A 12,710-nucleotide genomic window follows, 5' to 3' on the forward strand; every position below is an offset into this window, starting at 1 on the left:
CCTAGCTCGCAATCAATACATGCCAGTTTTCGGCTGCTTGCGAGCGCAGCTATGTATCAATTTGACGAAAACTTCTCTCTGCTGTCTGAGCGAAAAGTGGAAATAGAGTATCACCCTGAAGGGTCATGAGCTGACTTTCGGGCGTTTCCATTATGAGTTGAGACACGTCCAACTGAAGGCTTCTACAGTCGCTCTTATTGACGATCTGGAAATACCCGACTGACCATTTGCCGACGTTCGGCCAACTCTGAGTTCGCAGAGTGAGAGTAAGACCACAACGCTGGGTTACCTTCATTCACTTTATTGCAAAGGGCGGAAAGCAGAAGCTAGCTGCGGGCGAGATGTGTTTGGAGGATCAATTAACAGCAGACACCTAGACTCAACCAACCGACTGACCTTCAGGTTTTAGAAGGAAGGTAGCAAGCAGAAGTTTTCTCTCAATATGCGGTGACTTGTGGAGGGCGAAGAGAATACGTTGAATTCCAAGAAATTTTTAGCTCGATATATTTGCACAACTCATTCGGACGTGGGTTCAAAGATAATTTGCTTTATATATTGCCGTTTGTCCTGCAGATTAGTTAAGCTGGTTGAATAATTTAAACATTTGAGGGCAGTATGAGAATTTGCAACCTTTCCATTAAGAATTTTCGGGGGGTAGCCGAAGCTGAACTGGTTTTCCCGAGCCACACGGTCCTCATTGGTGATAATAATACAGGGAAGTCGACAGTTCTCGAAGCGCTGGATTTAGTGCTAGGACCAGATCGCGCGCATAGGATGCCGCCAGTCGATGAACACGACTTCTTTCAAGGGAAGTATATTCTAAGTAAGCCAGAGCCAGCAGCTGTAGCTGCGGTCGACACTAATGAAGACCCAATTGGTGAGGCAGAACAGGTCGAAGAGCCTGCGGAAGGAACCGCGCCGGTTCTTCGGATCGACGCGACAGTCTGTGATCTCTCAGATGAACAGAAAGCTCGTTTTTTTGCGAATGTCGAATGGTGGGACGATGCCCAAAGTTGTGTCCTAGATCAGCCAACTGCTGGACAGGTAGCAACAGCATCGCCCTGCATTCGTGTCTCGTTTATCGGTTGGTATGATACCGAAGATGATGATTTTTCTGGGGAGACGTTTTTCACGAAAACAGATGAGGATGGACAACGGCAACCGTTCCGCAAAAAGGATAAGCAAACCTGTGGCTTCTTGTACCTTCGAACCCTTCGAACCGGCTCACGGGCGCTTAGTCTAGAACGGGGAAGCCTACTAGACATTATTCTCAGATTGCAGGAGGCCCGCCCAAAGTTGTGGGAAGACAGTCTCGAGTCTCTTTCGACACTGCAGCTATCTGACGACGCAGAAGGCGGCTTAGGAGAGGTGCTTGAGAGTGTGAACGCTGCACTCAAGAAGTACGTACCAAAGGAGTGGGGTGCTCAACCTCAGCTCAGAGTATCAAATCTCACTAGAGAGCATCTGCGCAAGATCGTAACTGCGTTCATGTCTACTGGTGATGGAGAACATTTGGCTCCGTATTACCGGCAAGGTACAGGCACCATCAATATGCTGGTGTTGGCACTTTTGTCTCAGATCGCTGCTGGTAAGCAAAATGTAATATTCGCAATGGAAGAGCCAGAGATTGCCATACCTCCATATGCACAAAAACAGATTGTCAACGAAGTTCGCAAGCTCTCATCGCAAACGATTTTCACCTCTCATTCGCCATATGTAATCGAAGAGTTTAGGGTCAAAGAAACGGTCCCGCTTAGCCGTGATGCGGCAGGTGTATTAAGACAACGTGAGATAGTACTTCCTGCTTCGATCAAACCGAAGTTCTACCGTCAGAACTTTCGAACAGTGTTTTGTGAGGGGTTGCTGTCAAGTAGGGTGTTACTGGCAGAGGGCGCAACAGAAGCGATTGCGTTTCCAGCGGTGGCGCGAAGGTTGTCTAAACTCAGACCAGCAGATTTCAAAACCCTTGAAAGCATCGGTGTGTGTACGATTGATGCTGGTTCCGAGAGCAAAATCATTGCAATGGCGGGTTTATATCGCGGCCTTGGAAAAGAGGTTATTTGTACCTGCGATGATCAAGACGCAGCGGTGACGACCGACATGAAAGCCGCACTTGACCTTGTACTGATGCATGATGAGAAAGGTTTTGAAAAGATGGTGCTGGCAGGCACTACGGAAGCGGCCATGGAGCGATACATCGACAGCATTACGTGGCCGCAAGCGCTTCAAGCGCAATTTCCGACTCCTAAAACTGATCTTGCCAATGCGATGCAGGCCTACCTTTCCAAATACAAAGGAGAGGGGGTCGCGGCAGATTTTTTAGTGCAGTGTGAATTTGAAGAAATCCCTGAGTGGATACGGAATGCCTGTTTAGCAATCCAACAACTCTGTGTTGGCGAAGAGGATGATCCTGAGCCACTGGTGCTAGCTGGAGCAGATGCATGAAGGTAACTGACGAGCAGCGGCGGGCCTTGGATGCAGAAGGGCATTGTCTGGTGCTAGGTGGGCCAGGTGCTGGCAAGACGACAATCTCAATTATGAAGGCAGCCGCATTTGTTGAGGCAGAGCTAAAGCCTGAGCAGCATGTGTTGTTCTTGAGTTTCGCGCGGGCGACGGTTTCTCGTGTGAGTGAAGGTATTGCCCGTGATCTTAACGTGCCCAAGGCTGTTTCAAATCGCATTGAAGTTGATACATACCATTCTTTCTTTTGGCGCATACTTAAGGGGCACGGATACCTTTTAGGCCTGCCACACTCACTAGAACTATTGCTACCGGCTGATGTTGCTGGTGTCTTGTCTGAACTTCGAACCACCACGGATCAATCCCGTGATGACGGATTGCTTGAGCTCACCGATGAAGAAAAAGCCGTGCTGCAAACTGTTGCATTCGAAGATGGGAGAATTGGCTTCGATCTGTTTGCGCCATTGTTGGCTGATCTGTTGACCAAATTTCCAACCATTGGCGATCTCGTTGCGAACCGGTATCCTCTGATTATTTTGGATGAGTTTCAGGATACTAGCGATGAGCAGTGGGAAATCGTTAAGCGATTGGGCAGCAAGTCGCGATGTCTTGCTCTCGCTGATCCTGATCAGAGAATCTTCGATTTCATTGCCACCGACCCGGAGCGATCAAACCATTTTATAGACTATTTTGAAGCGGAAGAGATTGATTTAGGTGGACTCAGTCACCGAAACCTTCATACGGACATAACACTGTTTGGTGATGACATACTTAGAGGGACGTTTTCTCAATTGGCCTATGAAGGGGTAGATTTAGTTGGATACCCCCGCATTGAAGCGCAAGCGCATACTAAGCTAATCACCGAAGTTATGCAGGCTCGAAAACGAGCTATGAAGGCAAGCGGCGAAGCGTGGTCTGTAGCTGTGCTGGTGCCGACCAAGCCACTGACCAAAAAAATTTCTGACTTGTTCACGCAAGGTTTAGGGAAAATGCCACTTATACCGCATACAGCTGTGATCGAGCGGGATGCTGCTATTTTGTCGGCTCACTGTATCGGGGTTTTGCTTGAGAAACGACCAGTAGCTGATGGTTTCGAGCGCTTTGTTTTACAAGTTGCCAGTTTCTATCGCGGGCGGAGTGGGAGCAGTCCTGCTAAAGGCCACCTCAAGACGGCTAACAGTTTCGTTGCGGACCTTCAAAAACGTCGCGAGCGGCAAGCCATAGGTAAAGATCTGCCTGCAAATTCGAAGATGCGAAAAATGGAGCAGGTTTACAAGGAAGTACTTGCTCTTTCTTTTACTGGTGATCCACAGCAAGACTGGGTGATGGTGCGTAATGTTTTGGAGAAGGGGTGCTGTGTTCAACTGCGCGACATCGCGGAAGAAGCCCGCAATCTGCGCTTTCTGGATCGCGGAAAGCAGCTTCGTCTAGTTCTATCGGAAGACTGGGACGGTGCCGCTGCCTACCCAAGCGCGTTTGATTTAACTAAAGAGGCATTTGTACAAGAACATTTTGCCATGGCAGGGCAGCCTGAGGGTGGTGTGGTCATAATGAACTTGCACAAAGCCAAAGGAAAACAATTTGATGAGACAATCCTGTTTGAAGATATGCCTATCATCGTGAGAGGCATAGGGATAGTCAGAAATAGTGGAAGATTTGTGCGAGAAAACGAGGCGAATGACAACATTGCTCAGTACCGGAAAAACTTCCGCATGGCTGTGACTAGGTCAAAGTATCGGACAACCGTTCTTACGCCAAAACAAGACAAGTGTATTTTGGTTCGCGCTTTGATGTAGGAAGCAAAGCGTGATGATTGGGTTAGGCACCATGTACTCATCAAAAAACTCAAAATGCTTTGCCATTCATGAGCGGTGGCATTCAGTAAATCGATAGGTAGGTTTTAGAAGTGTAGAATGTCCAGTGAGGGTTGAGCAAGCAACCAGTTCGCTCTTGAGAGTAACAACAAAAGCCTTTGGGTGGCTCTGGTGCAACTCAGTATAGAGACATCTGAATGACCACCTCTGACCCAAGCGAAATCAATTTTTGAGTGACCCTCGAAGGTGATTTTGAACATCACAACATCAGCCGGGTATGGTTTAGTTTTTCGAAAACTGATCTAAATAATAGGCGCGTTTGGCCTCGCATATATCCGCCTGCATATCATGTATTACGCCAGGTGAAACATTGGGATTTGAATAAGCAAGTATGGCGGCAGAAATATATTCCTGTCTTTGAATTGAGTTCTCTTTTTGTTGCCAAACTGGTCTGCTGAACTCAATAAGAAATTCTTTCAAAGGATATCCACTATCTCTCGATTTCGCCGCCTTTTCCGCCGCGTCAGCGGTGTTTCTGCATAAAAGTGAAAACGAAAATGTAGGTTTATTAAACGGCCACATCACGCCATTGTCATCAATCGACAAATACAACGCAGCAACTATTGAAGTGAAAACAAACAACCCAGCATAAAAAGATCTCATATCGGTGTGCAATAACCTTTCTTAGACAATCAATCGGCTGTTACAGGTAACCTGTAGCGACCGAAGCCCAACATGCACTCACTTTGATAATCGTTTGGCCACTAAAGGCGACTATCAAGCTAATACAGACTTGTTTAACACGTCTATGCAGGAGATATTGTAGTCGCGACCTTTTCCTTCTATTGTTTATACTTCGCCTCCTCAAACATGACTAGCCACTATGGGTTCTGAGAATCATTTGATGCCCCGCTCATGTGATCGCATCGATCCACAAAAGACTGCTCACCATGGTACTCAGAACATCCCTTCAGCAGACGCCTACAACCCTTGATGGAACTGCTCGAATGGCAACTCCTGGCCCTGATTACAAGCTGATTAAGGTCAACCCTAGGTTTGCGTCTGCCTCTGGCTGAGGCTGCTCCGTAACCAGCGAACGGCGGCAATGGTCACTGACCGCCATGCTTAGCAAGCAACATATCTTAAACGAAGCTGTACTTAGAGTGATACATTTTTTCCATCCCATAGCGATGTTTGCAAGCCGAGGTGATTATGATTGCAGGTCGTGACACTTAGAGTGTCATTCCGCCCCCTACTGGAACAGACCTCACATATATGAGATACAGCATGGTCGGAATATTCAACGACCAAACCACAGGGCGCGTTGAAACAAAAAAAGGGGGCTCTAGCCCCCCCTATCTTGTTATAGCAGAAGACGCATAGCCTCCTCCATTTTCTGGTAGCATAAGCCAAGTGTTATGATGCTCTTGGGCCTCTGCATCCCATTGCTTCGCGAGTTTGTGAGCTTGCTCAGGCTCGTGCACAGCAACAACCAGTATCTCTTGCAAACTCTGATTGTTGACCTTCTCAAGCCTCAATTGCTTAGACGTTTTGATGATTACGATGATCGCCACAAACAACAAGCCAATGAATATGAAAAACAATACGCTTCTCCTGACACTGGAAAATTGAAGTTGGTTTATTTTTTTACGCTGCCAGTGAGGCACTGTTCGCGCTGAGCTCTCTCATCTCAGATATAGCTTCATGAAGTACCCCGATTGGCGAAGGCCAATATAATCCGGGTTCTGAAAGTGAACTCTCTTTTTGCACGGCATTGCCGGTCTGCTGATCTCGAATGTCGACAAGAATTTGAACAGCGGTATGCCCACTCATGAAATAAGAGATGTGGTCATCCTTCTGCTGATCACTCCATCCGCTAACATCAAAATCACCGGCACACCGGTGCATGTGTCCGACCGAGACGATAAATCGTCTGGTACGTTTTCTCTCCACTGCGACCCAGTCTTCCGGAACACGACTCAGCTTCTCCTGCTCGCGTTCAATCATTTTCACGACCGAGTTCACGTCACGATCCAGCCAACGAAAGAATGCCTTTAAGATCGCCGTTTCTTTGATTGTTCTGGTTCCACAATTTGGTAGCGAGACCACTACGTTAACAGGCCCGTCGCCATCCCTAGTGAAACCGAACAGCCCATTTTTCATCCAGTAATCCTGAGTGTTCAAGATCCAATTTTTAAGGATGTTTTTGTCTAGTTCGGAAGCTGACCACCGGTCAATGAGCTTTAGTGGTGAGGGCTTCAAACCAGATTCGCTGGAGTAACCCTTCGCGCCCATTTGCTGTGCTGAGAAATACTGAAAGATATTTTGCATTTTGCTTCTCCAAAAATGAGAGAGCAACGGCCCTTCATGAGGGGATGCCGCCACCCTCATGAAGGTTGATAAAATTGAAAAAGACGGTCTCGCCTTTGGAGTTCGCCTACGTTTCAGTTCGCTTGGTAAAAAGTAAATCGCCTGAAGCGAGCGTTATCTCTTCCCATTGAAGGGTGTCATACGGTCCCCAAGGCATGTCTAACGAACATAACATATCCACAGGGTCGGAAAATTCTTTACCATCACCAATTCGATCCGATGGCAAATGACCATAATTTTCCAGCTGCTTCATCAAAAACGCATCAAAGTCCTCTTGTTTGGTAAATAGGGGCGTATCCAGCCCATGATCATGATCATGACCAACGACCCACACACTAGCTTCCAAATCAGGAGAAGTGCTTTTGATTGCTTGAACGCTCGCGCAAGCAGCAGCAGCAGCAAAATCATTTTGCAAAGAGGGTTTGCTGTCTGATCGTTCAGATGAAGTGATTGAAGGATTGAGTGTTGTCATGGTGCGACCTTTCAAGAAAATTGGGCGCACCATCTCCCCTTGAGTGCGTGCACCCAAGCGGGATCTATTTGGAATTAAGTTTGTGATTTTAGGAGCAACAGGCCTAACGGCCAGATGGTTGTGGCCTCAAACTTATTTATAGTGAGAGGCTTCTCTGATCGCACGAAGTGAAACAAAGATCGCCCATGCAGCAAACAAAATCAGGATAGGTGATGATACAAGAATAAAAGACATATTCATTTCCTAGGCTTTCCTTCTTGTGAATGATAACGCTTATTGCGCGTTGCGCGCAACTGCTTTTCAGACCTCATTTTGCTTGCTGCTTCTGTAGTAAAAATACTCGTAACAAACATAATGACTGCCCCCAGAACGGAGAAGAGTAATGTTGAGACTGGAATAGTCTCTTTGATCGCAACGTTTATGACTCCCCCGACAAAAATACTTATGCCAAGTTTTTCTGAGATCGATGCAATCTTATCGAGCGATGTTTCACTAGGCCTATAGCCTGAGGCTACACCGAAGAGCTGTAATAGCCTTCGAAGAAACTTGCTACTTCGTTTTATCTGCATGTAATGCATCCTTATTATGCCGGACGCACTTCCCCTGCTGGGTGCGTGCACCCAGCGGGTTGATATGATTTCAGTACCTACTTTAAGAGCTCTCAATAAGCTCCTGTAGATCCACTTTTACGCAATTGCCTTCTTCGTCGGAAACGTTAAAGACGTTTGCTGAGCTGCCTGGTCTTCGCATGATGTTCCATGCTTCTTGAGCAGCTTCTTCGGGAGTCGCAGCTTCCACGTCGATTTCCCATGTCAATGTGTAATGGTTCATATTGAACTAGTCCTTTGGTGCGCCAGATAGTCCAGCGGCCCTAAGAGGCTCATGATATTTTGATTGAAAATGCTGTTTATTTTCGAAGTCCAGCTAACTTCACCAAGCGATGCAACGCACCACTAAATCGCTTCATCAATGCTTTTTGAGCATAGAAAAAGAGACGAGGGGGACAGGCGCACAAAGTGCGCGCCTGTCAGTTTCCAAGTTCAACGATTTCGTCAATTTGATCGTATCGCCGCCCAGCCCAGGCAATTAAGTCCTGATAGACACTTTCATCCAAGCTATGATCTGAATAGATCTCTCGAATGATGTCGCTATCAACCTGGAGCCAGAGTGCGAACGCTTTGGCAGGGTTGAAATTTGCCCTCTCAAAGATTTTAAGCAAGACGAAATTGTCAGTGCCTGTAATCACGTCCAACTCTCCAGCATCATCAAAAGTCAGTTTGTCTTTCTGGAGCAAAGCAAGCCAAGCTTTTGCGACTTTGGGGAGATTGAGTGGAGCATGAGGAAACGCTTTTCGTATCCTCACGATAATTACGTCTCTCGTGATCATGCATAGGCCTCCATATCTGGAGACCTGTGTGCATTGAGATACCGCCAGAGGTGCTCACCACTCGGAAAACCTTGAGATCCCTGCTGTTGCCAAACTTGGTTCCAGTCGAGTCCCTTGGTTCCCTGAGGAATGGTCCCTTTCGGTTTGATGATAAAGGCAGAAAGCCCTTCAAGTTTCAGTCGTTGGCACAACTCTAATGCAGCCGAGTCACCGACGCCGAGAATGTCCTTGTCACACCAGATCAGCACCGTATGGACGCTTTCTGGTGGTTTGAACCTCTTCAGCATGTTTGCGGTCACTGCTGACCAGCAATTAAGACCCGTTGCACAGTAAACCGCACCGGCATTTTCAAAGCCTTCAGCAACGCTTAGAACGCCTTGAATTGGCGTTCCATATCGAATTGCAGAACCGGCAATCGAAAATCTTTCTGGTATCTTCATCATCAACCGCGGATTTTCGACACCCGCTTTCTGGCCATCACTTGTCAGATAAGTTCGGTGAAGATTTACGATATCACCTTGCTTATTTCGAATAGCCAGAAACTTGGCAGGAAAATACTGCCCGCTCGGATGCTTGAAGCGTCTAACAAAACGCACATCATCACAAGGCCCGTGAAGTAGCTTACTCAGGCCTCTGGACTGCCAATATTTTCGCAAAGGCTCCGCTGACTGGTGCCCAACGCTAACGCCGAGACCCCAGAAATAGTCGAGCTTTCTCCGGTAATCAGCAATGCTTTTGTTGTTGGGCTTTGGAGCCTGTTTTGTCACAGGTGTTGCTTTAAACGCTCTGCTATTGGAGGTCGGATGCTTCCTACCGTCCACTGCCGACGCACCAATTAAAGCTCCAACTTCATTTACTGTTTTCGAGAAGTCCCATTTATTGACTTCCATCAGCAACTTAAACTTGGAAAAACACCCGCATGTATTGCAGATAGCAGCACCGCTGTCGTCAAAACGTGGGAACAGCCGGAAACCGTCTGTGCCACCATGTATTGGACACGGAACATGCCTGTGATTTGCATCTAAGGCTGGCTGGAGATCAGGAGCCAGGTCACTTGCAATCTGCCCCCATTTGCCTGCAGCTTTCTCTTGAACAACCTTCGCGTCATAAGAAACCATCGTACTACCTCCTTGGCTAAAGCGAGATTTCGTTCAAATCCAGACAACTGGATTTCAACGAAACCCCGCTGGAGAAGAAAAAAATGCCAAGGAGGCCCCAACCGGGAGTCTCCCCGGCATGGGTTAATGTTCAGCGCTTTCGCGCTTTTAAGGTTGATTGGCCAAAGCCAAATCAATCAGTTTCAAGAGGCCTTTATGCTGTGAGTAACAGATAGGGCTCTGGCGGTCGTAGGGAACGCACTGGCGCCTTCCGTCTGCCACATGTCAAACCATGATAGCTCTGGTTCTCCCACCTTTAGGTCTCTTGTTGGAGTTAACAATCCGCAAGCTCTTCCCTGCCCTTGTAAAACATCAATGAAATGCTCATCATCAGGGGTCGGGGTATCCTTGCTACGTTTGTTTGCCCAAAGAACAACAGTCGAAACATGTTTTGGAAGAGTGACCCCTTTCCAGTCGCCTGAGATACTCACCCAAGTAGGGATCCCAGTTGCTTCGAATATTGCCATTGCGCTTAAAACGTCCTTAGCCAGGAACAAAATGCCATTGTCAGGAAAACCCAAACGTACCGGCGTTGTGTTGGCTAAAGTGGATCGCTTATCGGAACTGAAGCGCTTTATCTCACCCGATAATATCCCCTCGGATGAAATCGGAATGCGATAGTGAGCCGCAAGTTCTCCATTTGAGTTTCGACTACCACAGACAATGCTATGAGTAGCCCTTCGAAAGGAAAAAAGGTTCTTCCTGCCAGGAACAAACCAAATGTCACTTCTCTCCAAATCAAGTATACGGGTCAGCCCGTTTTGGAGCAGAAACTTATGGGCAGGTCTTGCGTTTTCCTCGCTACACCTAATCCAGTTACTTCTGATCGACCGCTCAGCTTTTGGGGCTTGAACGACTTTGTTCTCGTCTGTTTTGATCACCTGCTTAACAGCAAAAGGGACAACACCAGTGAGTTGCTCTGCAGTTAAATGTTCTGGAGCATGTAGAAGCTCACCGATCAAGTTGACTACTTCCGCTTTGGGTTTCTTCAGGTCCCAACTAAGCAGTGCAAAACCATTATCGAAACGCGCACCATTAACTGACGCACTTCCATTGTTTTTATTGATCCGCTTGAGTATCGCTGGATCAATAGATGGTTTCATTTTTTGAACAATGTCTTGCCATTTGCCTCTAGCGATAAACAACAAGATATTTTCATCATATTTTGAAGATGGATTTGTCATTAGGATTACTCCTCAATTAAAAAACCAAGGAGTCCCCCTGCGGGAGATCTCCCGGCAGGGTATTGATATGTGTTTGCGCAAATGCGCTTCATTGCTGCTTATTTACAAAGCTCAGCTAGCTTTTCTATGCGATGCAACAGCATCACAAAGCTCGATTGCCAATACCGTTATCAGCATGGGGAATTGAGCTAAACAAAAACTACTGAATTTCGAGGGTCAACACAAGTCCAGATTGTTCCCCGACATGCTTTCGCACGCCGGAGAACTTCTTTTATTGAAAGTGGTTTATCTCACCGATTTTTGCAACGGGCTTCACGCTGCCATTTTTTGCAATGCATAGCCCTCGAAAGCCCATCGTTGGACATGTTCTGCAATAGCTGAACCAACAGCTTCGAACACCGGCCATATGACCGATTGACCCAAGATGGTGTGCGCTGTGGTAGCTGGCAAACCAGCAACCAATTCTTCAGGGATGCCTTTGACTCGCGCATGTTCTACGGGAGTGAAAAGACGTGATTTTTCCGGATCTTCAGGATGAAGCAATCGCGGTTCAGTTGAACGACTTTTGTTGTAACCGGCCCCAATTGTCCCACATGAAGGAGCATCAGGCGCCAGCAGCTGCATCCGAAAACCTTTCCCGGCTTTTAGATCACGCTTCTCTTTATCGACCTTGGACGCATGGCTCTTCCATTCATCCGCATCGAGAGGACGATCTTCCAAAATTATCGAAAGATCTACTGGTTTAAGCAGCTGTGGAAGGATCGCATCAAGATCGATGGGATCCAACTCACGACTTACGGCCACCACACACAATCGCTTTCTCTTTTCAAGTGAACCAAACTCGCTACCATCAAACACCCTTTCGGAGAGTTTGTAGTCCATGCTGGTGAGAACAGATCTGATCACCTCCATAGAAGCAGTATTCTGGTATTCAGGAACATTCTCCAACATTACAACGCTTGGATTCAGCTCCTCAATAAACCTTAGAGTGGTAAAAAACATAGCCCCTGCCTTGTCGTGAGACTCAGCATGGTCCAACTTGTTTGCCGCTCTACCTGCTCGCGAAGCACCAGTGCACGGAATCCCACCAAAAAGTACGTCAACTTCTGGCGGGTCTTTCCTAAGGTTCATCATTTCAACCGGCCCACATAAGGCTATGACATCTTCGCTCCAGATATCTGGATTTTCCATCGAGTGATTGAGGAATTCATCCTCCAGCTCGCTGACAATCGAAACACTGGATCGCAGACCACTTTGCGCCATTCCAGAATGCAAGGCCCTATCGAGTATGCCGCCGCCATGAAACAAGCTGCAGACTGACAGCGACTGCCCGCGTTGAACCTTCTCCTTAAGCCGCGCTTCCCGCCTGCGTGTTTTAATCTCCTGATGATGCGCCGTTATAACGATCATCCCTTTAGAGATTTGAACGCGCAGACGTTCGACACCCTCAAATAGTTCAGCCAGTACACCGTTTGTAAGGTCAATGATTGGCTTTAGCGTGCCTTTCGCGGTCCTTTTGCTCACAGTGTATTGGCCAAGGGTATCAGCCTTCAGCTGGACTTGATCATCAACCACATGGACGTTGTAGCCCATCCCCGGAGTAAAGCCTTCTTTACCAAGATAGTGGCCTTCCACCCAAAAACGGCGGTTTCCAGTTTTTGTGGTTCCTAGTTTCAAAACTTTGATTGTTGGCATGGTCTTCCTCATAAGAAAACGAGCCACACCCCTGATGGGGCATGGCCCCATAGGCGCTAACTTAAGAAATAACTATCTGATAATATTGATGTAACGCTAACTTCTTGAAAAGCAGAATAGGCGTCTATTATTGGTTTTTTGACCAATATCAGCATTGCGTCTTCGTTGACG

The 12,710-nt window shown here is 47.3% G+C and carries 12 protein-coding genes and 1 pseudogene; 2 read left to right on the plus strand and 11 right to left on the minus strand.

From position 1 onward, the window contains the following. Nucleotides 1-615: 615 nt before the first annotated feature. Both PsAD37_RS13955 and PsAD37_RS13960 read left to right on the plus strand, forming a co-directional pair. Nucleotides 616-2,445 (plus strand): ATP-dependent endonuclease, encoded by a 1,830-nt coding sequence (locus PsAD37_RS13955; protein WP_063296669.1) that lies wholly within the window; start codon nt 616-618, stop codon nt 2,443-2,445. Next, nucleotides 2,442-4,256: a UvrD-helicase domain-containing protein gene (locus PsAD37_RS13960; protein ID WP_063296670.1), complete on the plus strand. Its 1,815-nt coding sequence runs from the start codon at nt 2,442-2,444 to the stop codon at nt 4,254-4,256. Before PsAD37_RS13955 ends, PsAD37_RS13960 begins: the two co-directional genes overlap by 4 nt. A 300-nt stretch (nt 4,257-4,556) precedes the next feature. On the opposite strand, the gene PsAD37_RS13965 is transcribed toward PsAD37_RS13960, so the two are convergent. From PsAD37_RS13965 to PsAD37_RS14010, 11 genes and pseudogenes are all read right to left on the minus strand, one after another. After that, nucleotides 4,557-4,937: a hypothetical protein gene (locus tag PsAD37_RS13965; RefSeq protein WP_063296671.1), complete on the minus strand. Its 381-nt coding sequence runs from the start codon at nt 4,935-4,937 to the stop codon at nt 4,557-4,559. Between the two features lie 692 nt (nt 4,938-5,629). Next, complete coding sequence (locus tag PsAD37_RS13970) at nt 5,630-5,878, minus strand: hypothetical protein (protein ID WP_063296672.1); 249 nt, start codon at nt 5,876-5,878, stop codon at nt 5,630-5,632. Nucleotides 5,879-5,921: 43 nt separating this feature from the next. Next, nucleotides 5,922-6,605, minus strand: a complete 684-nt coding sequence (locus PsAD37_RS13975) for a hypothetical protein (RefSeq protein ID WP_063296673.1) — start codon at nt 6,603-6,605, stop codon at nt 5,922-5,924. A gap of 106 nt (nt 6,606-6,711) precedes the next feature. Further along, entirely contained in the window at nt 6,712-7,116 is a 405-nt protein-coding gene (locus tag PsAD37_RS13980) for a hypothetical protein (protein ID WP_153039751.1), read from the minus strand. 236 nt (nt 7,117-7,352) lie between these two features. Next, a complete protein-coding gene (locus PsAD37_RS13985) occupies nt 7,353-7,685 on the minus strand; it encodes a hypothetical protein (RefSeq protein WP_063296675.1) in 333 nt (110 codons plus the stop codon). A gap of 82 nt (nt 7,686-7,767) precedes the next feature. Next, nucleotides 7,768-7,947, minus strand: coding sequence for a hypothetical protein (locus PsAD37_RS13990; protein ID WP_063296676.1), 180 nt, complete (start codon nt 7,945-7,947; stop codon nt 7,768-7,770). Between the two features lie 196 nt (nt 7,948-8,143). Continuing rightward, nucleotides 8,144-8,503, minus strand: coding sequence for a hypothetical protein (locus PsAD37_RS13995; RefSeq protein WP_063296677.1), 360 nt, complete (start codon nt 8,501-8,503; stop codon nt 8,144-8,146). Then, nucleotides 8,500-9,393, minus strand: a complete 894-nt coding sequence (locus PsAD37_RS14000) for a toprim domain-containing protein (RefSeq protein ID WP_244272527.1) — start codon at nt 9,391-9,393, stop codon at nt 8,500-8,502. Before PsAD37_RS14000 ends, PsAD37_RS13995 begins: the two co-directional genes overlap by 4 nt. 36 nt (nt 9,394-9,429) lie before the next feature. Beyond that, nucleotides 9,430-9,621: pseudogene (locus PsAD37_RS29580) on the minus strand (primase-helicase zinc-binding domain-containing protein); the annotation flags it as partial. Between the two features lie 182 nt (nt 9,622-9,803). Further along, nucleotides 9,804-10,844 carry a hypothetical protein gene (locus tag PsAD37_RS14005; protein WP_063296679.1) on the minus strand — a complete coding sequence of 347 codons (1,041 nt, stop codon included), beginning with the start codon at nt 10,842-10,844 and terminating at the stop codon, nt 9,804-9,806. Nucleotides 10,845-11,156: 312 nt separating this feature from the next. Further along, nucleotides 11,157-12,539, minus strand: a complete 1,383-nt coding sequence (locus tag PsAD37_RS14010) for a DNA cytosine methyltransferase (RefSeq protein ID WP_063296680.1) — start codon at nt 12,537-12,539, stop codon at nt 11,157-11,159. Nucleotides 12,540-12,710 lie beyond the last annotated feature (171 nt).

It is taken from the genome of Pseudovibrio sp. Ad37 (assembly GCF_001623075.1).
GTDB lineage: Bacteria > Pseudomonadota > Alphaproteobacteria > Rhizobiales > Stappiaceae > Pseudovibrio.

Excerpts from the sequence above, each read along its gene's own strand:
- PsAD37_RS13955 (WP_063296669.1), top strand. The coding sequence starts at position 616 with ATGAGAATTTGCAACCTTTCCATTAAGAATTTTCGGGGGGTAGCCGAA.
- PsAD37_RS13995 (WP_063296677.1), bottom strand. The coding sequence starts at position 8,503 with ATGATCACGAGAGACGTAATTATCGTGAGGATACGAAAAGCGTTTCCT.
- PsAD37_RS13985 (WP_063296675.1), bottom strand. The coding sequence starts at position 7,685 with ATGCAGATAAAACGAAGTAGCAAGTTTCTTCGAAGGCTATTACAGCTC.
- PsAD37_RS13975 (WP_063296673.1), bottom strand. The coding sequence starts at position 6,605 with ATGCAAAATATCTTTCAGTATTTCTCAGCACAGCAAATGGGCGCGAAG.
- PsAD37_RS13965 (WP_063296671.1), bottom strand. The coding sequence starts at position 4,937 with ATGAGATCTTTTTATGCTGGGTTGTTTGTTTTCACTTCAATAGTTGCT.
- PsAD37_RS13990 (WP_063296676.1), bottom strand. The coding sequence starts at position 7,947 with ATGAACCATTACACATTGACATGGGAAATCGACGTGGAAGCTGCGACT.
- PsAD37_RS14005 (WP_063296679.1), bottom strand. The coding sequence starts at position 10,844 with ATGACAAATCCATCTTCAAAATATGATGAAAATATCTTGTTGTTTATC.
- PsAD37_RS14000 (WP_244272527.1), bottom strand. The coding sequence starts at position 9,393 with ATGGAAGTCAATAAATGGGACTTCTCGAAAACAGTAAATGAAGTTGGA.
- PsAD37_RS13960 (WP_063296670.1), top strand. The coding sequence starts at position 2,442 with ATGAAGGTAACTGACGAGCAGCGGCGGGCCTTGGATGCAGAAGGGCAT.
- PsAD37_RS13980 (WP_153039751.1), bottom strand. The coding sequence starts at position 7,116 with ATGACAACACTCAATCCTTCAATCACTTCATCTGAACGATCAGACAGC.
- PsAD37_RS14010 (WP_063296680.1), bottom strand. The coding sequence starts at position 12,539 with ATGCCAACAATCAAAGTTTTGAAACTAGGAACCACAAAAACTGGAAAC.